This window comes from Scandinavium manionii, from assembly GCF_024764775.1.
Taxonomy (GTDB): domain Bacteria; phylum Pseudomonadota; class Gammaproteobacteria; order Enterobacterales; family Enterobacteriaceae; genus Scandinavium; species Scandinavium manionii.
Map to the genome: position 1 here is coordinate 158,767 of NZ_JALIGC010000035.1, position 26,669 is coordinate 185,435.

Annotated in this window: 19 protein-coding genes and 1 pseudogene; 9 read left to right on the top strand and 11 right to left on the bottom strand. The window is 54.7% G+C overall.

Annotated features, from left to right (window positions below):
* Positions 1–189: 189 nt before the first annotated feature.
* From MUU51_RS07010 to MUU51_RS07025, 4 genes are read left to right on the top strand one after another with little or no spacing between them, the layout of a single operon-like run.
* Positions 190–1,515, top strand: coding sequence for an SrfA family protein (locus MUU51_RS07010; protein WP_258967451.1), 1,326 nt, complete (start codon positions 190–192; stop codon positions 1,513–1,515).
* The gene (locus MUU51_RS07015; RefSeq protein WP_258967452.1) at positions 1,515–4,496 is read left to right on the top strand and encodes a virulence factor SrfB; all 2,982 of its coding nucleotides are present in this window, start codon (positions 1,515–1,517) and stop codon (positions 4,494–4,496) included. The genes MUU51_RS07010 and MUU51_RS07015 overlap by 1 nt, the downstream gene beginning before the upstream one ends.
* The gene (locus MUU51_RS07020) at positions 4,493–6,634 is read left to right on the top strand and encodes a virulence factor SrfC family protein (RefSeq protein WP_258967453.1); all 2,142 of its coding nucleotides are present in this window, start codon (positions 4,493–4,495) and stop codon (positions 6,632–6,634) included. Before MUU51_RS07015 ends, MUU51_RS07020 begins: the two co-directional genes overlap by 4 nt.
* Positions 6,635–6,686: 52 nt before the next feature.
* Complete coding sequence (locus tag MUU51_RS07025) at positions 6,687–7,271, top strand: dihydrofolate reductase family protein (protein WP_159768705.1); 585 nt, start codon at positions 6,687–6,689, stop codon at positions 7,269–7,271.
* A gap of 264 nt (positions 7,272–7,535) precedes the next feature.
* Here MUU51_RS07025 and MUU51_RS07030 read toward each other — a convergent pair whose 3' ends face one another.
* The 6 genes and pseudogenes from MUU51_RS07030 to MUU51_RS07055 form a co-directional block, all read right to left on the bottom strand.
* Positions 7,536–8,366, bottom strand: coding sequence for a DMT family transporter (locus MUU51_RS07030; RefSeq protein WP_258967454.1), 831 nt, complete (start codon positions 8,364–8,366; stop codon positions 7,536–7,538).
* A gap of 534 nt (positions 8,367–8,900) precedes the next feature.
* Positions 8,901–9,755, bottom strand: a complete 855-nt coding sequence (gene wcaA / locus MUU51_RS07035) for a colanic acid biosynthesis glycosyltransferase WcaA (protein ID WP_258967540.1) — start codon at positions 9,753–9,755, stop codon at positions 8,901–8,903.
* A gap of 48 nt (positions 9,756–9,803) precedes the next feature.
* Positions 9,804–10,103: pseudogene (locus MUU51_RS07040) on the bottom strand (pentapeptide repeat-containing protein); the annotation flags it as partial.
* Positions 10,104–10,333: 230 nt separating this feature from the next.
* Positions 10,334–11,308: an AraC family transcriptional regulator gene (locus tag MUU51_RS07045; protein WP_258967455.1), complete on the bottom strand. Its 975-nt coding sequence runs from the start codon at positions 11,306–11,308 to the stop codon at positions 10,334–10,336.
* 23 nt (positions 11,309–11,331) lie between these two features.
* Positions 11,332–13,683, bottom strand: coding sequence for a beta-glucosidase (locus tag MUU51_RS07050; RefSeq protein ID WP_258967456.1), 2,352 nt, complete (start codon positions 13,681–13,683; stop codon positions 11,332–11,334).
* A gap of 18 nt (positions 13,684–13,701) precedes the next feature.
* A complete protein-coding gene (locus MUU51_RS07055; RefSeq protein ID WP_258967457.1) occupies positions 13,702–15,063 on the bottom strand; it encodes an MFS transporter in 1,362 nt (453 codons plus the stop codon).
* 457 nt (positions 15,064–15,520) lie between these two features.
* Here MUU51_RS07055 and MUU51_RS07060 point away from each other — a divergent pair, with 457 nt between their 5' ends.
* The 3 genes from MUU51_RS07060 to MUU51_RS07070 are packed head-to-tail and all read left to right on the top strand — an operon-like array spanning position 15,521 to position 18,636.
* The gene (locus MUU51_RS07060) at positions 15,521–16,510 is read left to right on the top strand and encodes an ABC transporter substrate-binding protein (protein WP_374684788.1); all 990 of its coding nucleotides are present in this window, start codon (positions 15,521–15,523) and stop codon (positions 16,508–16,510) included.
* 50 nt (positions 16,511–16,560) lie between these two features.
* Positions 16,561–17,373: an ATP-binding cassette domain-containing protein gene (locus MUU51_RS07065; protein ID WP_258967459.1), complete on the top strand. Its 813-nt coding sequence runs from the start codon at positions 16,561–16,563 to the stop codon at positions 17,371–17,373.
* 3 nt (positions 17,374–17,376) lie between these two features.
* Positions 17,377–18,636: a sugar ABC transporter permease gene (locus MUU51_RS07070; protein ID WP_258967460.1), complete on the top strand. Its 1,260-nt coding sequence runs from the start codon at positions 17,377–17,379 to the stop codon at positions 18,634–18,636.
* Positions 18,637–18,728: 92 nt separating this feature from the next.
* Here MUU51_RS07070 and MUU51_RS07075 read toward each other — a convergent pair whose 3' ends face one another.
* The 4 genes from MUU51_RS07075 to dalD all read right to left on the bottom strand — a co-directional run bounded on the left by MUU51_RS07075 (position 18,729) and on the right by dalD (position 23,617).
* Complete coding sequence (locus MUU51_RS07075) at positions 18,729–19,382, bottom strand: HAD family hydrolase (RefSeq protein ID WP_159768729.1); 654 nt, start codon at positions 19,380–19,382, stop codon at positions 18,729–18,731.
* 51 nt (positions 19,383–19,433) lie between these two features.
* A complete protein-coding gene (locus MUU51_RS07080) occupies positions 19,434–20,714 on the bottom strand; it encodes an RbtT/DalT/CsbX family MFS transporter (protein WP_159768732.1) in 1,281 nt (426 codons plus the stop codon).
* Positions 20,715–20,778: 64 nt separating this feature from the next.
* The gene (gene xylB / locus MUU51_RS07085; RefSeq protein WP_258967461.1) at positions 20,779–22,242 is read right to left on the bottom strand and encodes a xylulokinase; all 1,464 of its coding nucleotides are present in this window, start codon (positions 22,240–22,242) and stop codon (positions 20,779–20,781) included.
* A 10-nt stretch (positions 22,243–22,252) separates the two neighbouring features.
* Positions 22,253–23,617 carry a D-arabinitol 4-dehydrogenase gene (gene dalD, locus MUU51_RS07090; protein ID WP_258967462.1) on the bottom strand — a complete coding sequence of 455 codons (1,365 nt, stop codon included), beginning with the start codon at positions 23,615–23,617 and terminating at the stop codon, positions 22,253–22,255.
* 212 nt (positions 23,618–23,829) lie between these two features.
* Here dalD and MUU51_RS07095 point away from each other — a divergent pair, with 212 nt between their 5' ends.
* Positions 23,830–24,771: a sugar-binding transcriptional regulator gene (locus tag MUU51_RS07095; RefSeq protein ID WP_159776955.1), complete on the top strand. Its 942-nt coding sequence runs from the start codon at positions 23,830–23,832 to the stop codon at positions 24,769–24,771.
* Here the strand turns inward: MUU51_RS07095 and MUU51_RS07100 are convergent.
* Positions 24,768–25,790, bottom strand: coding sequence for a LacI family DNA-binding transcriptional regulator (locus tag MUU51_RS07100; RefSeq protein WP_258967463.1), 1,023 nt, complete (start codon positions 25,788–25,790; stop codon positions 24,768–24,770). The two genes, MUU51_RS07095 and MUU51_RS07100, sit on opposite strands and share 4 nt — an antisense overlap.
* Before the next feature lie 122 nt (positions 25,791–25,912).
* Between MUU51_RS07100 and MUU51_RS07105 the strand changes: the two genes are divergently transcribed.
* Entirely contained in the window at positions 25,913–26,662 is a 750-nt protein-coding gene (locus MUU51_RS07105; protein WP_159776952.1) for an SDR family oxidoreductase, read from the top strand.
* The last annotated feature ends 7 nt before the right edge of the window (positions 26,663–26,669 follow it).

The following is a 26,669-nucleotide window of genomic DNA, read 5'->3' on the forward strand; positions in this document are numbered from 1 at the left end:
GTTATGCTTACCCAGCAAATTTCGCCGTTTTATTGGCCAATAATTTCACTTAAGAACTTTGTCAAAAAGCAAGCGTTTCACGCGTTTTCAATAGCCAGAGTATTTGCTGTTTTTGGCTTTTCCTCGCCCGTTTATCCCCTTCCCGCCTGCGTTAGAGTAGCGGTGTGAAAAAGTCGATGGGATAAGAACGTGGCAAAAACTCTATTACGCAGCGGCAGTCTGGACGATTTCCAGTCCGTGGGCGGCGGCGGCCAGGCCGTATTTGCATCAGCATTACAGATTCGTGAGACGCTGCGCCTGCGCAAACAGCAGACGCTGGTGGAGTGTCTGGCTATCCCGCAGGTCAACGATGACGGCGATCGCGTGGACTGGTATTCGCCGGTTGAAGGCGACGTGCTGGCGTGGAAAGCCGCCGATGAAGACCTGCGTGAACGCGCGCTGAGTCAGCTGGAAATGATGGCCGATGGCGCACTGGGCCTGGCCCGCAAATGTCAACAGTCCGAGAAAACCGCGCAGCAGCTGTTCGGCGCGTTGCTGGAAAAAGCGTTACAGTTTCCCGGCGAAAATCACGTTTTCCTGGTCGGCGGCAAACCGGTTATCACCTTCTGGGGCTTTGTGAATCTGAACGAAAGCGCCCGGGAGGAACTGTTTGGTTGCCTGCATTTAGCGCCCATACCAGAACCCGTTGTCGACCTTTACGAAGACATCCCAAATGAAGACGCGCTGAAAGTCACCTTCAGCCAGGCCGATGAGCCGCTACTGGCCGCGCCGCTGGTAATGAGCGTTGCCGCAGAAGAACAAGAATTTCCTGAGCCCATTGAAGAAAACGTCGAGCCAGAGGCCCCAGTAGACGTCGCTGCGCAGAAAGCCTCTCGCCGCATTCCGCTTTGGAGCTTACCGGTGGCGGCCGTACTCGTCGCCGCCATTGCCGGGCCGCTGTTATGGCCTCGGTCGACGACCTCCGCGGAACCGATCCTGGCCCATGTGGACCCCATCGCTGTGACAAAACCAACGGCACCTGCACTGCCAGAACTGACGCACTCCCTGCCGCTGCATCTGGCGAGCGTCAAAGAGCCGGTGCAAGAAGAGAAGCCGGAAGAAAAACCGGTGATTATCGCTGCCATTCCGAAAGATGCGCTGGTGATGGAGGCCGATCAGATGCGCGCTGGCACGACCAAATTCCTTAACGGCACCTGGCGTGTGCTGGTCGACGTGAAAGATCCGGTCACCGGTAAAGCCCCGTCTCTTCGCTATGAAATTCTCAACAATAAAGGCAACGCGCGTCTGGTGCATGGCGACAATGTGGTCTGTAAGGCTGAAGTTTTCTCCGGCCTGCATCAGAACGGCGAATTGCTGGTAAAAAGCCGTGGCAACGCGCGTTGCAGCGATGGTTCACGCTATCCGGTTCCAGAAATTACCTGTAAAGCAGGCGTCAGCGACGTGGCGGAATGCACCGGACGCTACGACGTAAACACCGTCGTTCCGTTGACGTTCCGTAAAGTGGGGGCGCGCTAATGCTGGTTACCCTATGTGATTATCAACAAAGCGTTACCCTGATTGCCAACAGCGGGGTGCAGTTTCTCGATTTTGGTCTGACGCCACAGGATTCCTTAAGCAATGGACGCTTCGTGCGCAAAACCGCTAACGGTCCGCTGCTGCGTCTGAACTACGACATCGTCAACAGCCGCTACACGCTGCCTGCTATTGACGGCCAGCAGGCTGAAGTGGTGAAACCCGAAAGCACCTTGCCGCTTGAGCAATCTCTGGCAATACTCGACGGCGTCTGGCTACCGCTGCCGTTCCTGCGTTTTAATCCACCCCGCACGTTTGTCGAAGGCCCGGACAACTGGGCGCGAGTGCAAATTCGCAAACTGCCGGATCCGGACAGCGCCGGAAACACCCACCGCGTCACCATCGCCCTCGACAGCCAAATTCGTGACGACGCCCCTTCCGCTCTGGCCCCGATTGAAAATGACCTGCTGAACGGGACACGTTTTGCACTCGCCTGGCGCGATGAAGAAGTCGCGGATTTCCTCGACCAGACCTGGATTGACGGCTGGCTACGCGAAGTGTTCAGTCATCACGCCAGCGTGGAAGAAAACCGCAGCGAGCGTGACATTGCCCAGGCGATGCGCGGCTTTGAATATCAGGGACACTGGCTGAACCTGCTGGCCCTGTTAGGTGAACAGCTCAGCGTGCCGGAAGTGAAAATCGCCACCGCCACCGTCAGTACCCCGGCGATCCCGGTGGATTTGATTCTGGACGTCGGCAACAGCCATACCTGCGGGGTGATCATCGAAGATCATGGCGATGCCAACGATGGTTTGCGCCAGACCGCAGAATTACAGGTACGCTCGCTGAGTGAACCGCAGTTCCTCAATGCCCCACTGTTCACCAGCCGCCTGGAGTTCTCCGAAGCGCGCTTTGGTAAACAGCATTTCTCTGTGGAAAGCGGGCGCGAAGATGCGTTCGTCTGGCCGTCAATCGTTCGCGTGGGCGATGAAGCCCGCAAGCTGGCGATGCAGCGTCTGGGCACCGAAGGCAACAGTGGGATCTCCAGCCCGCGCCGCTATTTATGGGATGAAACACCGACCGTTCAGGACTGGCGCTTCAGCCAGGTGAACAGCCGGACTCAGCGCGAACCGCTGGCTGCCGCGTTTCCGCTGGCTTATCTGATGAATGATGACGGACAACCACTGTTTACACTACCGCAGGATGAGCGGATGCCGGTGTTTTCACCGCAGTACAGCCGCAGCACGCTGATGACGCATATGCTGTGCGAAATTCTGTCGCAGGCGCTGGGGCAAATCAACAGCGTGGCGACACGCCAGCGCCTCGGTTTCCCGTCCTCGCCTCGCCAGCTGCGTACCCTGATTTTGACTCTGCCGTCGGCGATGCCGAAACAAGAACGCGAGATTTTCCGTCGCCGCATGTTTGAAGCCATTGCCCTGGTGTGGAAAGCACTGGGCTGGCACCCGCAGGACGACGATTTTGTGACGCAAAAACAGCAGGACAAAAGCGTTGTTCCGGTGCCAAAAATCCACATGGAGTGGGATGAAGCCAGCTGTGGGCAGCTGGTATGGCTGTATAATGAGGCAATGTCGCACTTTGGCGGACAGACTGAAGCATTCTTCGCCGCCCTTGCCCGCCCGGATCGTGACCCGGAACCCAGTAGTCGTCCAGGTCGCGCCTTGCGCGTGGCGGCCATCGATTTAGGCGGCGGCACCACCGATATGGCTATCACCCATTATCGCCTGGATGAAGGCACCGGCAGCAACGTCAAAATCACGCCGCAGCTGCTGTTCCGCGAAGGGTTTAAGGTGGCAGGCGACGATATTCTGCTCGACATTATTCAGCGCTGTGTGCTGCCCGCGCTGCAAACTCAGCTGCAAAAATCCGGTATTGCCGATGCGCCAGCCCTGATGGCAACGCTGTTTGGCGATTCCGGGCGTATTGATACGCAGGCCGTGCTGCGGCAGCAAACGGCCCTGCAGCTGTTTATGCCTGTTGGTCACGCCATTCTTGGTGCGTGGGAAGAGAGCGACATCAACGATCCGCTGGCAGGCCTGCATGCCACCTTCGGCGAACTGTTACCACAGACGCCGACCCGCAACGTGATGAACTATGTCGGTCAGGCAATCAGCCACGCGCAGCCAGCCGGTTCGGAGCCTTTCGACCTATTCGCCACACCGTTGCAGGTCAGCTTCCGCGATTTACACGATGCAATGCTGGCGGGCGAATTTACCATCGCCGCCCCACTGCATGCGGTGTGCGAAGCGATTTCTCATTATGCCTGCGACGTGCTACTGGTGACCGGGCGTCCGGGCTGTCTGCCGGGCGTTCAGGCGCTGATCCGCTATTTGCAGCCGGTGCCGGTGAATCGCATGGTGTGGATGGACAGCTATCACGTTCACGAATGGTATCCGTTCAGCCAGCAAGGCCGCATCGGCAACCCGAAATCCACCGCCGCCGTCGGCGCGATGCTGTGCAGCCTGGCGCTGGATTTACGTCTGCCGCGCTTTAATTTTAAAGCGGCGGATATCGGCGCCTACTCCACCGTACGCTATCTCGGCGTGCTGGACAGCACCGTCAACACGCTGCGCGAAGAAAATATTTGGTATTCAGAGCTCGATCTGGACAAACCGGGGGCGAAGGTCGATACGCGGGTGCATTTCCCGCTGCGCGGCAACGTCACACTCGGTTTCCGTCAGCTCGCCAATGCCCGCTGGCCCGCGACGCCGCTGTACACCCTGAGCATCAACTCGCCGGAAGTGGCAAAAGCCATCGCCGGAGACGGCGTGTTGCAGGTTCGCCTGCAGCTCACCGGCGGCAACAAAGCGGAAGGCCCGGAAGCCTTTGTGCTGGCCGACGCCTGGCTTCAGGACGGCACACCGGTTGCGCCGGACGCCCTGACGCTAAAACTGAATACTCTGGCCGACCGCCGCCACAGCGGCAGCCACTACTGGATCGACAGCGGGAGCGTGTACCTGAAATGAGCCGACTGAAAAATATCATCGACTGGACCCACATGAACCGTCGGACCTCGCCGCTTTTCGATACCGACGCCGACGCGTTACTCACGCGTCTGTATCAGCTGAAAGCGCAGGAAACGGCCCTGGAAACCGCGCAGTCCGCCCCGGCAAGCATTGCGCTATACGGCCATTCGCAGGCGGCAAAAGCGCACCTGCTTGGCACCCTTTGCGGCAGCGGTAACGGCCGTTTGCTGGTGTACGCCGGCAGTAAAACACTCGACTATTTCACGCACCTTAACCCCGGTCACGCCGTGACGCGGATGGCGCTGCGTTTTAGCCACTGCGCGCAAACCCCGGACGACGCCTTTCCGTTACGCCTGCGCATTATGCGCGAAGCAGAACTGGTGCAGGTGTTTCTCGCCCATGCGTGGCAGCAAGGCGTGGTGCGTCAGGTAGAAAAATCGGTGGTGGCCGCGCGGCTGAATGCCTGGCAATCGCTTCGTCAGACGCAGCCGGTACCGGGGATTAATGAAGAAGATGTGGCAGCTATCGCTCACTTCTGGCAAGCGAATATGCCTGCCCAACATCAGCAGATTGACGACGCCCTGTGGCAGCAGTTTATTCAGCTGTTACCGTGTCTCGACCTTAGCGCGCGTGCCAGCGCCTGGGCGCTGCTGTGGGGTGAGCAGCAGGAACTAACCCGCCAGTGGCTGACGCTGGCGCATGTGCTCCAGCAATGCGGAAACGCACGCGAACTGGCCGCACCGCTCAGCCTGCTAGTCGACAGTTTCACCTTACCCGCAGAGGGTTTTCTGACGCCAGAGAGCGAACCAGAAGGCGAAACGGTAGTGCATCCGCTGATCGACGAACAGTTACACAATGCTGTCAGTCTGCCGCTAAACGCGTTGGCGCTGCTGACCGTTGAGCTGGTCTTGCCCACTGATAATGGCGTGTTGAATAACGTCGACCTGATTGATATCCCGCAGCCCGCCCAGGGAACTGACCATGCGCTGTGGGCCAGTAAATGCCGCTGGCTGCTGGAACATTATCGCCAGCAGATGCAGCCCGATCTGCTGCTGATTTGTAATGCGGCGGCCACACGCGCGCAAATCCCAACCCATGCCCGGGCGCTGATGCGCTGGGTCGGCGACACTCAACCGCTGCACGACGGCGCGTTACCGGGCCTGGTGTGGGCCATTACGCCGCAGGACGACCGCTTCGTGCGGAAGCTGAATCTCGACGAAGCCGTTCAACTGTTAATTGAGAAGCCGGGCCAGCGTTGGGGGACGTTACAGGCGCTTGATGGCAGCAGTTTGCAACGGCTGATCGAATGGTTGTCACAGGCGACGGTACCTGCGTTGCGCGCGGCGCGTTTCGAACGCCTGAGTGAACGTCAGCGACAGGCTATGCGCCAGATTATGGTCTGTTGGCAGCACGCGCCGCAGAACGATCCCGCCAGCGCGCGTCGCCAGGCAGAAAATCTCGTCCGTGAGTTGCAGGGCCACGCTGCGACCCTGGGCGAGCTGCTGGAAGGCTTACTGCCTCCACTTTCCACCTTCGAACAGCTCAGTCAGGTGCAGCAGCCACGTGAAGAAAAAGTCAGTGAACTGTTCAGCGATAACATGGATCTTTTCGCTCTCCCGGACGATCCGCAGCTCAGCGGCAGTGCTCGACAGGACAGCGGCTTTCAGGCTCATGCGCTGTGGGTGAATTACCTGCGCCAGTGGAGTCGCAGCGAATCCCACGCACGTCGCTATGGAATTGCTCCGGCGGTGCTCCAGCAGCTGGCAGATTGTCTGATAATCACCAGCTACCGGCTCGATTTGCCAAAACAGCTGCAGGCGGTCCTTCCGGATGAGCGCGCAAGCGCCGCACGCCTGAGGGCCACTATCAGTAATTTCCTGGCATGGCTGGGCTACGCGGATATGCCCGTCGACTCACGCCCGGCGAGCCGCGTAGTGAAAAGCAGTACTCTGTTTGCTCCGACGGCGAGTAATACCGAACGTCTGACGCAGTTAGGTGAGCGCCCTGCCCACGCTGCCACGCGTTATGTCTATGATTGGTTAGTCGCGTTGTTCACCCGTGCCACCGAAGCGGCGGACTATCGCCACCCTTTGGATCTTTCCCCGGAAGCCCGCGCTCAACTGAATACATTGCTGTAACCCATCTGCGGCTCACGGGCTATGTAATCAAAACTTAATCAGAGAGAAAATCATGAGAAAAATAGTTTCGTTTGTCCATGTGTCGCTGGATGGTTTTGTCGCTTCTACCGTTGAGGGCCCGGCGGGTCTGGCCTGGATAAGCATAAGCCCCGACTTGTTTGAATACGTCGAGCAGCGGATTCAGCAGACCGACACCGCCTTATATGGGCGTACCACCTATCAGATGATGGAGTCGTACTGGCCAACTGCTGCCGATAAGCCTGACGCCAGCCAGCATGATCATACGCATTCGCGTTGGTACAAATCTGCCCACAAGGTGGTGTTGTCGAAAACCCTGTTGGAAAAAAATCACCCTAATACGCAAATTATCAGTAGCAATTTAAGCGACGAAATCAGCAAGCTCAAGCATAACGCGGGCAGCGAAATCTTAATGTTTGGCAGTCCCTCAGCGACTCATGCGCTAATGGCGGAAAACCTTATCGATGAGTATTGGCTATTCGTCAATCCGATTCTGCTGGGACAAGGCATTCCCTTGTTCAAAAACATAAAAGACAGAACCTCACTCATGCTGGTGAATAGTAAAGTTTTCCCGTCGGGCGTAGTGTGCCTGCAATACGAGGTGAAACGAAATAAATAGTGCAAGGTTCTGATAGTTCTGCAAGAGGAAAAAAACATCCGAACGGCTGCATTTCTGCGAATATGTAGCCAATCGATGTTTTGCGGTATGTGATCTCCCTTAACTGACAGTAGCACCTAAGGGTCAGCAATGTCCTCTCTTGGCCCGGATCTGACAGAAAGCCAGGTCATAAGGTCCGCTTGCAGCGAATTGCGGACATTGGAATTCTGGTCCTTAAAGTTTTAAAGCGTGCATCTATAAATGCGACAAAAGAATAACCTATACTTATTTTCTTAATGAAATTTCCGCGCCAAGGACAATTAGAATCATCCCTAACAGCATACTAATCGTTATTTTTTCATTCCAGCCTAAGTAACCAAGTAATGCAGCAAATATTACTGAAAGGTAGCTCCATGATACGATTTTATCAGTCGGAGCATTGGCACATGCGACAGAAAGGAAGTATTGTGCCAGAGTAGTTATCACACCAAGAATAATCAAATAAGGTAGGAGGGAGAGATTAAAAGAATCCCATACCAATGGAAGAAACACGAATGAATAGAGTAAGGTATACAGAGAAAAAAAGAGCATTTGTCGATATGGAGATTCTGTATCTGACATCATCCAGATTGTAATCGTTGCTGCCCCTCCCATTGCACCCGAAATGATGCCTGATAAATCACCTCCATTGATGCTATGCGTTACCATGCAGCTTGTTATTGTGACGCCCAGAAACCCGACAAATGTGCCAATCCAAACATAGCGATCTGACAACCTTCTGAACACCAGAAATGAAATGATCGGGACAAAAACTGGTGATGTCTGCTGAAGTAACACTGCTGTACTCAGCTCCGTATTCTTAACGGCATAGAAGTAGGTAATGAGTGCAAAAAATGTAAATAGTGACCGCAGTGCATGCAGTTTTTTTCTTTCAGATTTAAAGCTTAATTTTCCAGAATGCCAACCCACAAACAATACGCAGATAAAGCTGAAAACATTTCGCCAGAACACTAATGAAAAGACATCCATCTTATAAGAAACATATTTGACGATCATCCCTGCCAAAGCGAACATTAATGCAGATAGCGTAATATTAGAAACAGCCTTTAAGTACATTATTTATTACCCTTAGAGATTACCACTCATAGTCATATCTACAAAGTGTTTCCACAAAAACAAAAAAATAGTGTAGCACTGAATTGAACGGTCCACCCTTGATTCCCATGCGAAGGTATTAGTATATTGATCATTAAGGTATCTATCAGTGACTAAGTCCAAAAAATCTCGATAACTGTTCTTAATATTCGATGAAATATACATATAAACGGAGGGGGTATACAAAGTTTGAAGATAGTAAGTCGACTGCTACCTGAAGTACGTTCAGTGCTGAAGTTGGGGTCCGCCTGGAAAACGGAAATTTTCCCACGTTAAACCTATTTTTTTAGCCGCCAGAAGTTAACAGGCTGCTTCGAGCTGTGAGTTCAACAGATCGATGCAACGCTATCCTTAATCAAAGGGGACATCTCTGGAAAACAGGATGCCCACTATGAGCGAAAAATGAAAGCTGTGACGTCTCATAAATCGCCTCAACTTTCAACCTGAACTAACCCACGATACTAAAGACCGAAGATCTTTCATTATCTGTCCGCATTAGAACTTCCTGTTCCGGAAGCTGGAATACATCATCAGATAGCGTTTCAGATTGCGTAGCGTCATCAGTTTCATCAGCGTTTGCGGGCGCATCTTTTTATTGCGGATGTAGTACAGGGTGAAAAGCTGATATTTTTTACTCGATACGTCTAATTTGGCTTTGTGCTTACGGTAAAAATCCAGGTAACCCGCAAACTTTCGTCCTGAACAAGTGATGCGGACCTCTCCGTGATTGACATAAAGCACCTGAGTGATCGCATCCAGCTTGAAAGGATCGCCGAAGGTTTCTGCCAGCCGGTAAAAGGCATCGTAATCCTGTGCGGCCGTTAGGCGCTCATCGAACAGAACCTGCTGCATCCTACTGGTTAAGGTCAGCATCTGGTTGCCGATAATATTCCGCTTATCAAACAGACTCTTTTTATAGGCCGGTTTCGGATACACCTGCAACTCATCAGGATGGTGGTATCCGATACTGTCGCAGAGGTAATCATTGGCGTATAAAAAGCCGTGCTGCTGAAGTTTATACTGGCAGGCAAGAAAAGAGGACAGGCGTGTCGGCAACCATTCATCATCATCATCCAGACCTGTTATCAGATAGCCCCGGGCCATTCGTATTGCCTGATTCCGTACAGCACAGGCCCCGGAATTAAATTCATTGCGGACATAGGTAATGCGCTGGTCATTCAGATCGGCAATATACGTCTGGAGTTGCTCAAATGACGATGAAAAATCGTCGATTATAATGAGTTCCCAGTGTTCATAGTCCTGCTTCAACACCGATTGTATGGCCCTGATCGTCAGCGTTTCCCGATTCCAGGTGGGCATATAGACGGAGATGAGCGGCTGGGATGACAGTGTGTCACTGTCAATATTCTCCAGTTCCGTCAGCGCCCCGGTAAACCGGGTTTCTCGAACATCACTCCCGGAAAAATTCACGCCGGTACAATCTGCGTGACTGAAAATCGCACCTTCAGTTTTACAGTGGCTGAAATTCGCCCCTGTCAGTGAAGCATAAGAGAAATCAGCCCCCCGAAGATCGCTGAACGAAAGATCACATCCCGATAAATTAATATTGCGCAAGTTAAGCCTCCGGAGATCCATAAACCGCAGGTCAGCACCTGCCATATCCGACTGATGATGAGAGTTTTTAATAGGATTATGATATTTCAGCAGTTTTCTTTGAATTCTTTTTTTGCTGTTCATGTTCAGCTTACAGTGAGTACCGATAAAAAATCAGGATCGCAGTTAATCACTCTCCTTACCTTCCTGCAATCAGACCCAGACATTTTCAGAAATATGCTCAAAGACAAACTGACACTCATTAACATTCATTCATATATTGCCGCATGCGGAGCAAGGCTGCTCTCCCTTTCATAGATAGATTTTTTGAGGCGGAACTGGAAATTATCAAACTCATGGCTTCGACGCAGGTATTAAAGCGCAGACTCGCATAGCTGGCTCAGCCTTAGCCGTTCGAGTAGCGCAGGGTTGAGTGGCAGACAGAGGCAATCTTCCCCCAGCGCTAGCTCGCTTTCGATGACATTTTGGCGGGAGATAAAGCGCTTGCGGTACTCGGTTGGCGTCAACCCACAATACTTATTGAAGGCGGCAATCAGGTATTTATGTTCCTGAAAGCCGCAGTTGTGGCTTATCTCGGTTATCGACGTTCGGGTATCGCGCAGCAGAGTACGGGCTTTGTTGAGTCGTACCAGCGTCAGGTACTCTTTGAAATTATGCCGGCTCACCTTCTTAAACATGCGTGAAAACCACGAGTAGCTCACCCCACAATGGTGGGCGACATCGCTCAACGTCAGCGGCTGGTCAAAGTGCTGATTAATAAACTCGATCCCCTCTTTGATCATTGCTTCTTCACGCAGCGAGCTTTCTTCCCGTTGCGTCGGCTCTCCCGCCGCCACCAGCGCATCCAGCAACAGGTAAGTTGCTGCAATACGCTGAAACGGCGCACGGTTATCGACAAGCTGGTCAAGCAGTGCCGCCAGCCGCCGCTGCACCTGTCGGTCAGCCTCGGTGGCAACCCCCGCCTGAGTACGCCATTTCAGCGACGGTGCCGAGTGCAGCTCGTCAAAAAGCCCCGGGGAAAACTGGACAGTCACCAGTTCGCTACCCGCCTCTTCTGCACACAGGGAATGCACCTCTTGCGCATTGATATAGAGCATCTCTCCCTGCGAAAGCACCACACGCTGCTGGCCAACGGCGAGTGAAAACCGTCCCGCCAGCACCGTGATAAGCTCCGGAGCCGGATGCCAGTGAGGTTCGCAATAACGCACCTCAGCGGCAAACACGTTCAGTTTCTCCGCGTCAAAAGCAATCAGCTCGTAGCCGCTATTGACCGTTTGTCGCCCGGTTTGTGCCGTCGGGCCCGGATGAGTCACTGAAAAAGGAAACATGCAATATCTCTTATCGTTAACGGTTATTCTCGCCCGACCAGCACGGCATTTAGCTCGTCACGCTCAATGTCCAGCGCCAGGAACTCCGTCAGGGCAATGAGCAGTCCACAGAACAGATCTGGTGCCAGGCGGATCAGCTTTTCACGCACCTGGTCTGGCGACAGTTGGCTTTTCCCGGCAATAAGCGCCACTACCCGTGCAAAGGCTTCCGGTTGCTGAATTAACTGCTGCAGGGAATTATCATCGCGCAGAGGTACATGGCGTGACGGGCAGTCCACTTCGACTTCGGCATACAGCGATAAATCACGAGAGGAACGGCCCACGTGAATCTGCCATGTCCCCGGCGTGATGACCCAATCGGCCAGTCCCGGATGGTAACTGGCCAGCTCGGCTATCGGTAATTGCAGACTCACCCGACGAGTTTCACCGGCGGCTAAGGCCACTTTACTAAAGCCCTTAAGCGCTATCACTTCGCGGATAAGTTCACCGTCCGGTGCGCTAACGTAGAGCTGGGCTATCTCTTTGCCATCACGCTGGCCGACATTCGTGAGATCAAATGAAAGCGTGAGCGTGTCGGCTTCCCCCACCTGCGGGGCCGACAGATCCAGATTCGCGTAGGTAAATTGCGTATAGCTTAAGCCAAAACCAAACGGGAAGCGCGGGGTCAGGCAGCGCTTATCATAATAGCGATAGCCGACGAACAGCCCTTCTGCATAATGATGACGTAAATTTTCACCCGGATAGTTCAGCCAGGCTGGCGTCTCTTCCAACGTATTCGGTACCGTCACCGTCAGTTTGCCGCAAGGGTTGCGTTTGCCGAACAGAATTTCTGCTACTGCACGTCCCATTCCTTGTCCGGCAAAGAAGGTCTCCAGCAGCGCTTTACACTGACTGAGCCACGGCATTACCACCGCATCGCTGTTTGCCAGTACCACCACCACATTCGACTGAACCTGTGACACTTCACAGATCAGGCGCTCATGCCCCGCCAGAATATTCAGATCATGACGATCGCCGTTTTCACCGTCTTCACCTACGGCGGTACTGACAAAGATCACCGCCACATCAGCATCTTGTGCCACCCTTCTGGCCTGCTCCAGGGCAGCTTCATCATCGTTGAGATCGTCTGGTGCGCCAACTGCCCAGGTAACGTTAAAGTCATCGCCTGCGAGGTCAAAAATTTCATCCAGCGGGCGGTCAAGTAGATACGGTACCGTGGTCGCGCAGCCGGACCCTTGAATCACTGGCTCCAGCGCCGGTTTACCGAGTACGGCTATACGGCGCGTTTTTTCCGGGCGCAACGGCAAAATATCATCGTCATTTTTCAGCAGTACAATCGATTCTGCTGCCAGGTGCTGCGAAAGCACATGATGCGCGGGGAAATCGGCCCGTGCGTCCGGACGACGGTTGCGCTGCACTTTATCCAGCAGCACCAGCATGCGATGGCAGGCACGATCAACAACGGCCATCGGGACTTCTCCTGCGTCGATCGCTGTCAACAGTGTCTGTTTATCGCGGCGGGTTTCTGGCATTGCCAAATCATTCCCTGCCAGCAAGGACGCCGGACGGTCTTTAATACCATACCAGTCAGACATGACCAGTCCGTCATAGCCCCATTCATCACGCAGTACCTGCGTTAACAGGAACGGATCCTGAGACGTTTGCACGCCGTTTAAGCGGTTATAGGAAGACATCACCGTCCACGGCTGCGATTTGGCAATCGCCCGCTGAAAGCCCGCCAGGTATATTTCGCGTAACGCACGTTCCTCGATAACCGAGTCCATCTCCGTGCGTCGGTACTCTGAATTGTTGGCGGCGAAGTGCTTCAGGCTGGCGCCCACGCCTTCGTCCTGTAAGCCATTAATCAGTGCGGCGGCAATATCCCCGCTCACCACCGGGTCCTCAGCGTAATATTCGTATCCGCGCCCGGCAAGCGGCGTGCGGCGAATATTGATCCCTGGCCCGAGCAGGATGCCTACGCCCATGTGCTGGCATTCGCGTCCCAGCGCCTGACCCATCTGATAAACCAAATCCACATCCCAACTGCACGCCAGGCTTGAACCATTCGGAAAGCAGGTGGCCGGTAGCGAGGCGCTAAAAAGGGCTTCACTGCCCCCTTTCGCCGCCGGTTCTTCAGCACTGGCCTGGTCGGCGGTCTGGGTGATCACTGAAATGAAATCATCCATGCTCCATTTCTCGCTGCCATCGATTTGCGCACTGCTGTAGCGCACGCCATAGGTGCCGTCGGTCATAACAATATCGTCGATATCGTGCTGCGGCAGGCTGGCAGTACGCCATAGGCCGCTCCCGGTCAGTAGAGCGACTTTCTCTTCTGTAGTCATTGCGGCGATAAGGCGGTTAAAATCACGATTCATTTCTCTGACTCCATGAGGTTAAAGCGCGTTTTGTTTACGCAGGCTGATTTTTTGCACAATATCGCGATAGGTTTTTTCATCCAGCGAATAGGCAGCGATAAAGATAGCGCTGATAGCAAACATCGCGCCGGGGAACAGCGTCATCAAAATATTGATACCATTCAGGGCACTGGCGCTGATATTCCCGGCCTCATAGTGATAATAATCCAGCATCCATCCGGCGCAACCGCCACCAATCGCCATCGCAATCTTGGTGATAAAATTAAAGAAACCGTAAATAGCGCCTTCGGTACGCACGCCGTGATGCCATTCCGCATATTCTACAGTGTCGGCAATCATCGACCACATCGCAACAAACCCCATCCCTAACGTAATACTAAACAGGCTTACGCCACTCATTATCAGCCATATATTATGGGCAGCAACAAAATACTGCATTAATACACCAAGGGCGCCTATCAACAGTGCCACTTGCACCATTTTCTTTTTGCCCATTATTGCAATGATTTTTTCTGATATCACAGTCCCTAAAATATAAGCCGCTGACTGAATCATAAAGAATGTGGCGGTAAAACCTTCGTTGCCGATAATGTATTTAATAAAGTAGATAGCAATAGCCATCCATACGGTATAGGCAATATAGAAAAAGACGGTAAACAGCGACAGGTTGATGAGTGGCGTATTGCCGACGACGGCGCGAAACATTTCGCGCAGGGTGGGAGCTGGCGTCTCTTCTTCTTCACCGACGCGTTCTTTGGTCATGCCAAAGCAGGCAAGGAACAGGAAGGTGGCCAGCAGTGCAAAACAGGATACCGCAAAGACATAGCCTAACTGTTTGTCATCAAAGGGGGAGATCAGTAAATCGGCAGTGGTTGATACAATAAGGTAGCCAATAATAGCCAGCACAAACCGGTACACTGACAAAGACGATCGTGATGCTTCATGTTGCGTCAGTCGATTGGTCAGCGCCGAGTATGGCGTGTTCACCGCAGTGTAAGCCAGGCAGTAAATTGTATACGAGATCAGGGCAAAAAAGAATTTCGCTTGACCGCCAAACGGTACAAAGCAAAGCACGGTCAAGAACCCGAGCGGAATGGCGCCATATAACAACCAGGGGCGCAGCTTTCCATAGCGGCTGTGCATTTTATCAATCGCAAAGCCAATCAGAATATTGAAGATGGCATCAATAACGCGGGCAATAACAAAAATCAAACTGGCCTGTGTGGCACTAAGCCCGTAGATATTGGTATAGAAAAACAAGAGAAAGAGAGAGACAAAACCAAATGACAAATTAGAGGCAAAGTCACCGAAACCATAACCTATTTTTTCTTTAATGCCGATAACGACATAGCTTGTGGAGAGTTTGTTTTCTGTTTCCATTTTGAACTGCCCATTTTTGTAATATGCCCGGGCAGTATATGCCAGGGGTTATTTAATCACTTTGCGTTCTTTGTCCGGGGGATTCCTGTTTTTTGTCTTTATAGAGAAGTGTGAACGAAATCACAGGGCTTCGCAGGCAGGGACATCCTGGAACCACATGCGCTTATGCCTGCTCTCCTCCCTGCCTATCTGCTCTCAGTCACAAAATCCACATCGCTTTTCTGCCCTTTCTTGACAACCTGAATCAGGAGTGTCAATTCTTGCTTCACCGATTGAGCAAATGTAGCAGCAATGATAATGAAAAGCTGTATTTTGGTTTCCTGATGTTTAAGCAAAACCGCTGCCTCAGTGAATTAATGGTGAGGCGGTCATCTTATTCGAGTCAGTGAGGAGCAGAACTATGCGTTACCCTACAGTATTCAAAGCATCGCTTATTGCGGCAATAGGTTTTAGCGGCATGGCACAGGCGCAGGAAGCCGCTACTGTTGCTTTTCTGATGCCCGATCAGGCATCCACCCGTTATGAGCAACATGATTTTCCCGGCTTTAAAACGGAGCTGACCAGGCTCTGCCAGCAGTGCAAGGTTATCTACCAGAACGCCAATGCCAGCGCCTCTTTGCAACAGCAGCAGTTCAACTCCGCCATTGCCCAGGGCGCGAAAGTGATTGTCCTGGATCCGGTTGACTCCTCTGCCGCTGCCGGTCTGGTGGAAATAGCCCACTCCCAGGGCGTGAAAGTGGTGGCTTACGACCGCCCTATCCCCGGCAAGCCGGCCGATTTTTATATCTCCTTTGATAACGAAGGCATCGGCTACGCGATATCCGCCTCGTTGGTTGAACAACTGAAGGCGACAAACGTGCCCGCTGGCGCCGGTGTGCTGCAGATTAACGGCTCGCCGACCGATGCCGCTGCGGGTCTGATTCGCGACGGTATCCACCGCGGGCTGAAGGACACCGGTTACAAAACGTTAGCTGAGTTCGACACGCCGGAATGGGCTCCGCCAAAGGCGCAAGAGTGGGCTGCCGGTCAGATAACCCGCTTCGGCGATAAAATTAAGGGTGTGGTCGCGGCGAACGACGGGACCGGTGGTGGGGCTATTGCCGCCTTTAAATCCGGCGGTGTACAGCCCATTCCTCCGGTAACCGGCAACGATGCGACAATCGCCGCATTGCAGTTGATTATCGCCGGTGATCAGTACAACACCATCTCCAAACCGTCGGAAATCGTTGCTGCCGCTGCCGCGAATGTTGCTGTGCAGCTGATCAATGGTCAGAAGCCTAAGGCCACCTCAACCCTCTACAACACACCGTCACAGCTCTTTGTTCCGGCGGTGATCACCGCCAAAAATATCAAAGCGGAAATCTTTGATAAGAAAATCCAGACCCCGCAACAGGTCTGTACCGGAGAGTACCAGCAGGCCTGCCAGAAATTAGGGATCCTCAACTAAGTCGCAGCAGGTGCGTTCGCAGACGCACCGACGATAAGAAGGTTTTTACTATGTTAATCGACAATGGCCTCGCCCCGCGCACGGATAGCCCGCTTCTTCAGTTAAGGAAAATCTCTAAAAACTTTGGCGCCGTTTCCGCCCTGACGGATATTGATCTCGACGTTTATGCGGGTGAAGTCGTGGCACTGGTTGGCGATAACGGCGCAGGTAAATCGACGCTGGTTAAAGTGCTGGCGGGCGTTCATCAACCTACTTCCGGCACTATTGAATTTGAAGGTAAGGAAATCACCCTCGATAGCCCGGGCAAGGCGCTGGAGCATGGAATTTCCACTGTTTTTCAGGATCTGGCGTTGTGCGAAAACCTCGACGTGGTGGCGAATCTGTTTCTGGGGCATGAGCTGTCGGCCTGGCAGCTCGACGAAGTGAGCATGGAGGTGCAGGCATGGACGCTGCTCAACGAGCTGGCTGCCCGCATTCCTTCCGTGCGCGAACCGGTCGCCTCCCTTTCTGGCGGACAGCGGCAAACGGTTGCCATCGCGCGCTCGCTGCTGCTCCATCCAAAAATCATTATGCTCGATGAGCCCACGGCCGCCCTCGGCGTGGCGCAGACTGCAGAAGTGCTGAACCTGATTGAGCGGGTACGCGAGCGCGGGCTGGGCGTGATTATCATCAGCCACAATATGGAAGACGTGCGAGCCGTTGCCGACCGAATCGTTGTTCTGCGGCTGGGCCGCAATCAAGGCATCTTCACACCGGAAGCTACCAACCAGGATCTGGTCGCTGCCATTACCGGGGCGACGGAGAACGCCGTGTCGCGCCGGGTCGAAAGAAAAACGCATGAACATACGACGGGAGTGAGCTGAGCCATGACCACAACCACCAATAAACCGCTGATGCCTGAAACCAGGCTAGACCGTAGCGACGAGCGTGTCAGCCACCAGGACAGCATCTCCGGCCTGCTGCGCGCGTATATCAACCGCATAAAAACAGGCGACCTGGGGATGATCCCCGTGGTCCTTGGGCTTATCATTATCTCCATCGTTTTTACCGTGCTTAACCCGATTTATCTGGCTCCGAATAACCTCGTCAATATGCTTTTCGACTGCGCCACGGTGGGCTTTATCTCGCTGGGTATCGTCTGCGTGTTGCTGCTGGGTGAGATTGACCTTTCCGTCGGGTCGATGAGCGGCCTGGCCTCGGCCATTATCGGCGTGCTGTGGGTGAACCAGGGCTGGCCCGTCATTGGCGCAATAGCCGTTGCGCTGGCAGTGGGCGCCGCCGTAGGCCTGCTCTACGCCCAGCTTTACAGCCGCTTAGGGATGCCGAGCTTTGTGGCAACCCTTGCCGGACTGCTGGCGCTGCTCGGTATGCAGCTGTATATCCTCGGCCCGTCGGGAAGTATTAACCTGCCCTACGTTTCCCCGCTGGTGCGTTTCGGCCAGGTACTGGTGATGCCGGGCTGGCTGGCACATCTGTTTGCGTTGCTACCGGGAGTGCTAATGCTGGTCCAGGGGTTGCGCACCCGCGCGCGACGGACTCAGGCCAACCTGTCCTGCGAACCGCTCAGCTCACTTTGGGCGCGCAGCATTTTTCTCACCGCCGCGTTCGAGTTTATGGTGTTTTATCTCAATATAGGTCGAGGTGTACCGTGGGTTTTTGGGCTGTTTATCCTCGTCGTCGTGGTACTGAACTATGCCCTGAAACGCACAAAATGGGGCCGCTCAATGTTTGCCGTAGGGGGTAATCGCGAGGCTGCGCGCCGCTCCGGCATTAATGTACGCCGTATTTACATCAGCGCGTTTATGATTTGTTCCGTGCTGGCCACAACCGGCGGGATCCTTGCCGCTTCACGCCTGGCTTCTGCCAGCCAGCAGGCGGGGACCGGGGATGTGAATCTTAACGCTATCGCGGCAGCGGTGATCGGCGGCACCAGCCTGTTTGGCGGACGCGGCAGCGCGTACTCTGCCCTGCTCGGCATCATCGTTATTCAGTGTATTTCCAACGGGCTGACGCTGCTCAATCTGCCGTCGTCGTTACGCTATATGATCACCGGCGGCGTGCTGGCTATTGCCGTCATTGTGGATTCGATGGCGAGGCGTTCGCGGGTGAGCCACGGTCGCGCCTGAATTCAGAAAAGAGGGGAAGCGCAGAAACCGGGGTCACAACGTCCGTTGACGTACCCGGGATGGTTTCTGCGCCGCCCTGGTAGGGGCAAACGTCAGGCGAGCGCTGGCTGCAAAGCATCAATAAGTTCTTCAAGCGTTGGATAGCGCCCGAGCGCCGCCGAAAACTTTACGTCCTGGTAATCGGCGGCCACCACAAAGGTTTCGATTTTTGCCCGCCGGGCGGCGGTAAAACCACTCAGACTGTCCTCAATGACTCGGCACTCCCTGGCCTCCAGCCCCAGCTTAAACATCACCTTATGATAGACAGCGGGATGAGGCTTGCCGAAAGGCTCCTCGTCCGCGCTGCATACCACGTCAAACCAGTCCCACAGCTTCAGTCGGTCAAACACTGCTTCAATTATCTGTTTACAGGATGACGTCGCCAGCGCCAGGCGGTAACCTGCGGCCCGGAAGCTGCGCAGTGCCTGATCCAGCCCGCTCATAGCCACGCCCTCGCTGCGAATGGCGGCGCAAACCCGCGCGACAATCTGCACTTCGACCTGCCGCGAAGAGATGCTCAACGCGTATCTTTCACACCATAGCCTTGCAATATCATCAATCCGTTTCCCCTTGGTGGTGCTTTCGCATTCCTCAACCGTTATCGCAATTCCCTGTTTTGCCAGCACCTCGATTTGGGCCCGCTGCCAGAAGCCTTCCGAATCGATAATGACGCCGTCCATATCAAAAATAACCGCTTGTACGCTCATTGCTGTTCCTGTTCCATTAGCGGCTGGCAGGGTACGCCAGCCGTCACTGTCTTAAGACGCCCGCACCACCGCGTTGTCGGTTTTATCCACACGGCTTTCAAAGCCAGGCTGTTCAACACGAATAAAGTGGCAAAGGAAAAAGGCGATGATATAAAGCGTGGTGTAGGCAATCACCACCCCAATGGTGCTGAAGTACGGCAGCAGCACTACCGCAATTGCTGGTGCCAGGAAGTTAGACAAGCCCGCAGAGAGATTGTAGACCGAAATCGCAGCCCCTTTGTGACGCGGCTCGAGCGCCGGGAAAACGGCCGCCATCGGCACGAATGCCGCGACGAAAATCCCCAGAGAAATAGCCGGAAGTAGCGCCATGGCGAAGTTATGCCCGAAATGCTGCGGCACGTAGTAGAACGCCAGGCTTGAAAGGGCCATACCGATGCAGCCGAACCAACGGACGACGCGCATCCAGCCCATTTTTTCCGCCACTATGCCCCAGAAAATATTCGAGAAAATGGTCGTAAAGAAGAATACCGCCCACACCTGGAGCCACTCAGAGGTGCTGAAGCCCAGCTCATCGACGAACATCAGCGGCATGATTACCGCAAAGCCAAACAGCGACAACGTGTTGATAATGCGCACCATACTCGAATACATAATGCTACGGTTGGTATAGAGCAGCGTAATCGCCCGGCTCAGCTCGTTGAGTTTCTCTTTGGTCGTCAGGTTATGCATGTGCGTTGGGGTATGCACGTTACGCAGGGAGATCATCGCAATCACCCCGCCCGCCAGGCAGAAGAACAGCGCCATCCACAGCGTACCCAGTTCGCCAACCAGTGGAATGGTAAAACTCGGAATGTAGCTGCCCGCCACGCCAATACCAATCGAATAGACCGCCCAGTACCAGCCCAGCGCGGAGCTGGCATTCTCGCTCTTCACGTTATGGATAATCACCACGATGAAGGAGTAGAGGAACAGCGGGTACGCAAAACCGCGAATGCCGTAGAACAGCAGGATCAGCGCGTAGTTAGCATGCCCCAGACCGAAGGTCAGGAACAGCACGTGGAACACACACCACAGCACAAATCCGATAAACATGGTTTTCTGCGGCGTAATAATTTCGGCAACCACCCCGGAAACCCAGGCGGACAGCGCGGCGGCGAGGCCATAGAGCGTAAAGGCAAACGATGCCTGGGCGGGCGAAAAGCCCAGCTCTTTGATGTAGTGAGAGAGGAACGCCAGCTCAAACCCGTCACCGGTCATGAATACGGCGATAGCGATATAGCCCCACAGCAGGTGAAGCGGTAATCCAAACCATTGTTTATTCGCAACGGACATAGTGACCTCGTTTCTTTTGTACAGGGTAAGCCCGGCCGCAGCCGGGTCACTTTTATTATTAAAATCAGAAGGTTCTATAATTCAGATCGTTCAGGTAGAGCGCCGTAAAGTGCGCGTAGCGTTTCATCAACGCGGCATGCTGCTGAGCCCGTGGCGACCAGCTCTGGTATATTTCAGGTTTTCTGCAAACCGATGCCAGATCTTTACCCGCCGCCAGACAGGCCAGACGGGCTGCCCCGAGCGCACCGCCGGTTTCGCCCCCCTTGTGGGTGACAATAGGCATATTGAGCACGTCCGCCAGCAGCTGCGCCCAGAATGGACTACGGGCACCACCGCCGACCAATGAACACTGCTCGATGTGCGTACCACTTTCCTGCAACACCCGCAGTCCATCTGCAAGACCGAAGCTCACGCCTTCCAGCACCGCATACCCCATGGTGGCGCGACTGCTGGCATGCGTTAGCCCGTGGAAAATGCCCTTCGCATTCGGATCGTTATGAGGTGTGCGTTCCCCGGAAAGATATGGCAGGAACATGGGTGCCTCCGCCTTTTCCTGCTCGCTCAGCTGCGCGACTTCCTCAAGCAACGCCGTTTCGGTCACACCCACCAGTCGGCAGAACCATTGCAGGCAGCTGGCAGCGCTCAGCATGACGCTCATCTGATGCCAGCGATTGGGCAGCACGTGGCAAAACGCATGCACCGCAGAGGCCGGCGCCGGGCGATAGGCTTCGTTAACCACAAACAGCACGCCGGAGGTGCCCAGAGAAATAAACGCATCCCCTGGGTTAACCGCCCCCACGCCTATGGCACTGACCGCGTTGTCTCCCCCCCCACCGGCGACCACCACCGACGGGTTAAGCCCCCAGCGCGCGGCGATTTCCGGGGAAAGCGTGGCAGAGGCGTCACAGCCTTCCACCAGCGCTGGCATGTTGTGCCTGGACAGACCGCACTTAGCAAGCAGGCTGTCTGACCAGTCGCGGCGCGCCACGTCCAGCCAGAGCGTGCCTGCCGCGTCGGACATGTCAGAGATTTTTTTCCCCGTCATTCGCAGCCGCAGGTAATCCTTCGGCAGCAAAACCGAGTCGATACGTTTGAAGTTTTCTGGCTCATGCCTGCGAACCCACAGCAGCTTCGGTGCGGTAAATCCCGGCATAGCGAGGTTCCCGGCCACCGCGTGAAGCTCTGGGGCTATTTCTTCCAGCTCCGCGCATTCCTGCGAGCTGCGGGTGTCGTTCCACAGAATGGCCGGGCGGATCACATTGTCTGACTCATCCAGCAACACCGCGCCGTGCATCTGCCCGGAGAGACCAACGGCTTTAATTGCCGACCAGTGCTGTTCACATTTCTCTTTCAGCGTGCTCATCAGGTAGTCGGTGGCCTCCCACCAGGCCTGTGGGCTTTGTTCTGACCAGTGCGGATGGGGCCGCTGTATGGTCAGCGGTGCGCTGTGGCTGGTCACGATGTCACCGTTTTCGTCAATGACCAGCGCTTTTACTTCTGAGGTGCCGAGATCGATGCCTAAGTACATGATGTATTCCTCAGCGGATCAGCGAATAAACAGCCTGAATTTTTTCACGCAGCAGCGCGGTGAAATCGTCCCGCTGCGCTAATTCCCCGAACAACGCTTTGTCACCGGCGTAAAGCGCCACGGGATCTTCGGCATTGAACATGGCATGCACCGCATTTGCGTCCAGAATGCCGTCCTGGTATTCATACGGCAGCAGGCCCTTATGCCACTGCTCCATGAAGACAAAGAACAGCGCTGGCAGCATGGCGGTCGCGTGCGGCACGGTACCGCGCTGATAGCATTCGATCATCGTCGGAGTCATCATCGCCGGGATTTTCGAGAAACCGTCCGCCGCCACGCGCTGATTGGTATCTTCGATATACGGATTGGTGAAACGCTTCAGAACCACGTCGCGGTAGGTCGGCAGGTCAATGCCGTTATCGCCCAGGCTTGGGATCACATCTTCGGTGACGTAGCGGTCGGCCACGGCGTAGATAGCATCCGTGAGAGTGCTTTCGTGAATAAACGTCCTCCCCATCAGCGTGCCCGCCCAGGCAATGCAGCTATGGGAGGCGTTCAGGATACGGATTTTCGCCTCTTCGTAAGGGATGACCGACTCGACCATCTCCACGCCAACGGCCTCAAGATCCGGGCGAACGTCGCGGAAAGTGTCCTCAACCACCCACTGGATAAAGGTTTCACCCATCACCGGAGCGTTATCGTCAATGCCGGTCTGCGCTTTGATGCGCGCAGGCAGATCCGCCGCCGGACGAGGAGTAATGCGGTCAACCATCGTGTTCGGGCAGGTCGCATTGGCTGCCAGCCACGCGATGACGGGCTGCTTGCCGCACAGTTCGAGGAACTCCACCAGCCCGTCGTGGAAACGCTCACCGTTGTGGCGCACGTTATCGCAGTTCAGCAAGGTCAGAGGACCCGCGCCGTTTGCCATACGTTGCTCAAGGATACGAGTGATAACGCCATAAATCGTTTTGTTGCCGCCCTTCAGGTCACCGGCCAGATCGACATTTGCGACCTCCAGCCTGTGGGAGGTGTTCAGGTAGTAACCCGCTTCCGTCACGGTGAATGCGATGACTTTGGTTTCCGGCTTCGCTCCTTCTGAAATCAGCGGCTGCAGGTCAGCCTGCCATGGCAGCAGTTTCTGAATGGAGGTGATCTCTTCATACGCCCTTTCTCCTTCCGGGCTGACCGTTTCCAGCACGTAGCGGCCCTTCTGCGCCGTCAGAGCGGCGACGACATGTTCCGCATCATTGCGTATATTCCCTGCAGCGATGTGCCAGCGGGTATCCCCCTGAGCAATCAAACGGTGCAAGTACCAGGCCTGATGTGCGCGGTGAAAAGATCCCAGACCAATGTGTAACCAGGTATTCGTAGTCATGACGTAGCTCTCCATTCAGATTTGTGAACTGAATGTAATTGAACATTTAATTAAATTAAGAGCGTTACATCACAAAAGAGCAAATGACCTATTAAATTACAAATGACCAGATGCAGATAAATTAGTGTTGCCTGCCTGGCCTGCACACGCCAGAATGCAGGTATCACAACGGGAACAAGCTTTCCGTGTCCCCTTCTAAGGTGCTGAAAAAATTGATAACTGAAGACGATATCCGGTTGGATCAGAAAGTACGCGCCGCGTGGATGTACTACATTGCCGGACAAAACCAGAGCGAGATAGCCACCCAGCTCGGGACCTCCCGGCCTGTCGTACAGCGCCTGCTGGCGGCGGCTAAAGAAGAAGGCATCGTCTCCATCGGTCTTAACCACCCGGTGGCCAGTTGCCTGAACTACGCGCAAATGCTGAAAGAGAAATACGATCTTATCGAGTGCAGCGTTGTCCCCGCTTTTACCCGCGACATGACGCTCGACAGCGTCTCCTTCGGTTGCTATCAGCTGATGAAGAAATATCTTCACAGCGATGAGGATAAGGTGGTTGGCGTGGGCTCAGGCTTAACGCTAAAAAAAACCATCCGGCGGATTGATTTCGACAGCGCCAATACGCGCTGTGTGGCATTAATCAGCGCCATGAACGCGGACGGGAAGTGTAACTACTATGACGATGTACCGCTGCTGCTGGCCAGTAAAATCCAGGCCAATTATTATCAGTGGCCTGCGCCTCGCTACGCGCAGACGTCGCTGGAACATCAGATGTGGTGCTCGAACCGCCTGTTTAACAACGTCTCCGATGTCGCGCTGGATGCAGACGTTATTTTCGTCGGCATCGGCGCGCTGACGCAGGACAGCCCTATCGTGAAAGACGGTTTCATCACCCTCGAACAGTTGGATACGCTGACCTCGCAGGGGGCCATCGGGGAGATTCTGGGCCGCTTTATTGATGCCAGCGGCGACGTGGTAGAGAGCGATATCAACAATCTGATCACCAGCTTTGATATCCGCCGCAGCCCGTGTCCGCGCATTGCCGCCGCCTGCGGTGAGGATAAGCGCAGTGTGATTTTCTCGGCGCTTAAGGGCAAGTGGATTAACGGCCTGGTGACCGATGAGCACACCGCCCGGTGGCTGCTGACCCGCTAAAGCGGGCTGCCGATAGTGAGCGTGGGCGGGATTTCGATGCACTGAATTTTGGCGTCGCCGGAATCGATAATTGAAAACGCCGCTTCCAGCATCGCCGGGACATCCTGACGCACCATATCGATATCGTGACCCAACAGCGGCACGAACGGATCCCAGTCAAAGCAGCCCATCGGCGGCTGCTGCGTGCCAGTTTGCCCACGGGCGGACAACCACTGCACCACCCCTTCCAGCGAAATGGTCGAATTGACAAACAGGCCGTAGACGCCATCTTCCGGCGGCATAAAATCCGCCAGGCTCGCCTGAACATGCTTTGGCGAGTAGCCGTCAACAAAGGTGTTTTTAGCTGACACGACAAGGCCCGCCGCCTGATGCGCATCCCGAAAGCCGCGCAGACGTTCACGGGTGTTGTGGTCGTTGCGCCTGCCGCCAATAAACGTCAGCGCGACCTTCTTGCCAAAGCGCTTCTCAGCGTTGAGCAGAATACGTTCGGTCAGTGCCTTTGCTCCGGCGTAGTTATCGGAGATAACCGAAGGCGCGAGCGTGCCCGGCAGGTCGAGATTCAGCGTGTGAACGCCCGCCTGCGAACACAGCTCAGAGATTTCATCAGGCCGCGTCGCCCCGGTCGCAATCACCCATTCAACCTGCCAGGAGAGCATGGTACGCACCGCCTCCAGTTCCAGCTCCGGGTCGCGGCGGGTACAGGTGATAATCGGGAACAGGCCGCGTTCACGCGCCATCTCTTCAAATTTTTCGACAATGGAGCCGAAGTAGCGGTTATCGTATTTCGGTACAATCATACCAATCACGCGGGATTTATCTTTGCGCAGCAGGCTGGCCTGCCGATTGACCGCGTAGCCCTGCTCCTGAGCCACCTGGGTGACTTTCTCGGCCAGCTTCGCGCTGATGCGGCGCTTCTTCCAGTTACCATTAAGAATGGCGCTCACCGCACTTGCCGACACCCCGGTCATTTCTGCCAGATCGTAAATCGTTATTTTCTTCGTTTTCCTGGTGCGTATCACAAATTTCTCTCTCCGTTTTTTATCGGGCTTGCTGCACATTTCATCTGGTGCTAAATCTGCTCTATCGATTGAGCAATTTGTATTACATCCCAATAATCTGCCTGGCTGACAAGGATTATAAAATGAAAAACACATTACCCTCCAAGAATTGCGCACTGAACGGCAAAGTAGCTGCCATTACCGGTGCCGCCTCCGGCATCGGGCTGGAATGCGCCAGAACGCTGCTGGCGGCAGGCGCGAAGGTTGTATTGATCGACCGCGACGGCGAAAAGCTAGAGAAGTTAACCGCGGAAATGGGTGATAACGCCTTTGCCCTGGTGGTGGATCTGATGCAGCCGCAGCAGGTCGACAATATCCTCGCGGGGATCCTGGAAAAGGCCGGGCGTCTGGATATCTTCCATGCTAATGCTGGCGCCTATATTGGCGGCCCTGTGGCGGAAGGCGATCCGGACGTCTGGGACCGCGTGCTTCACCTTAACATCAACGCCGCGTTTCGCAGCGTGCGGGCGGTTCTGCCTCACCTGATCGCCCAGAAATCCGGGGATATCATTTTCACCAGCTCCATCGCAGGTGTAGTGCCGGTCATCTGGGAACCTATCTATACCGCATCCAAGTTTGCCGTACAGGCATTCGTTCACTCAACCCGTCGCCAGGTTGCACAGTATGGCGTACGTGTGGGTGCAGTCCTGCCGGGCCCGGTGGTCACCGCCCTGCTCGACGACTGGCCGAAAGAGAAAATGGAAGAGGCTCTGGCCAACGGTAGCCTGATGCAGCCGATTGAAGTCGCCGAGTCCGTCTTGTTTATGGTGACGCGCAGTAAAAACGTGACCGTTCGCGATCTGGTCATTCTGCCAAACAGCGTCGATCTGTGATCCAGGG

What these genes read in the sequence shown, in the direction of transcription:
- MUU51_RS07015 (WP_258967452.1), top strand. Translation starts at nt 1,515, where the DNA reads ATGCTGGTTACCCTATGTGATTATCAACAAAGCGTTACCCTGATTGCC.
- MUU51_RS07020 (WP_258967453.1), top strand. Translation starts at nt 4,493, where the DNA reads ATGAGCCGACTGAAAAATATCATCGACTGGACCCACATGAACCGTCGG.
- MUU51_RS07025 (WP_159768705.1), top strand. Translation starts at nt 6,687, where the DNA reads ATGAGAAAAATAGTTTCGTTTGTCCATGTGTCGCTGGATGGTTTTGTC.
- MUU51_RS07030 (WP_258967454.1), bottom strand. Translation starts at nt 8,366, where the DNA reads ATGTACTTAAAGGCTGTTTCTAATATTACGCTATCTGCATTAATGTTC.
- MUU51_RS07045 (WP_258967455.1), bottom strand. Translation starts at nt 11,308, where the DNA reads ATGTTTCCTTTTTCAGTGACTCATCCGGGCCCGACGGCACAAACCGGG.
- MUU51_RS07050 (WP_258967456.1), bottom strand. Translation starts at nt 13,683, where the DNA reads ATGAATCGTGATTTTAACCGCCTTATCGCCGCAATGACTACAGAAGAG.
- MUU51_RS07055 (WP_258967457.1), bottom strand. Translation starts at nt 15,063, where the DNA reads ATGGAAACAGAAAACAAACTCTCCACAAGCTATGTCGTTATCGGCATT.
- MUU51_RS07060 (WP_374684788.1), top strand. Translation starts at nt 15,521, where the DNA reads ATGGCACAGGCGCAGGAAGCCGCTACTGTTGCTTTTCTGATGCCCGAT.
- MUU51_RS07065 (WP_258967459.1), top strand. Translation starts at nt 16,561, where the DNA reads ATGTTAATCGACAATGGCCTCGCCCCGCGCACGGATAGCCCGCTTCTT.
- MUU51_RS07070 (WP_258967460.1), top strand. Translation starts at nt 17,377, where the DNA reads ATGACCACAACCACCAATAAACCGCTGATGCCTGAAACCAGGCTAGAC.
- MUU51_RS07075 (WP_159768729.1), bottom strand. Translation starts at nt 19,382, where the DNA reads ATGAGCGTACAAGCGGTTATTTTTGATATGGACGGCGTCATTATCGAT.
- MUU51_RS07080 (WP_159768732.1), bottom strand. Translation starts at nt 20,714, where the DNA reads ATGTCCGTTGCGAATAAACAATGGTTTGGATTACCGCTTCACCTGCTG.
- xylB (WP_258967461.1), bottom strand. Translation starts at nt 22,242, where the DNA reads ATGTACTTAGGCATCGATCTCGGCACCTCAGAAGTAAAAGCGCTGGTC.
- dalD (WP_258967462.1), bottom strand. Translation starts at nt 23,617, where the DNA reads ATGACTACGAATACCTGGTTACACATTGGTCTGGGATCTTTTCACCGC.
- MUU51_RS07105 (WP_159776952.1), top strand. Translation starts at nt 25,913, where the DNA reads ATGAAAAACACATTACCCTCCAAGAATTGCGCACTGAACGGCAAAGTA.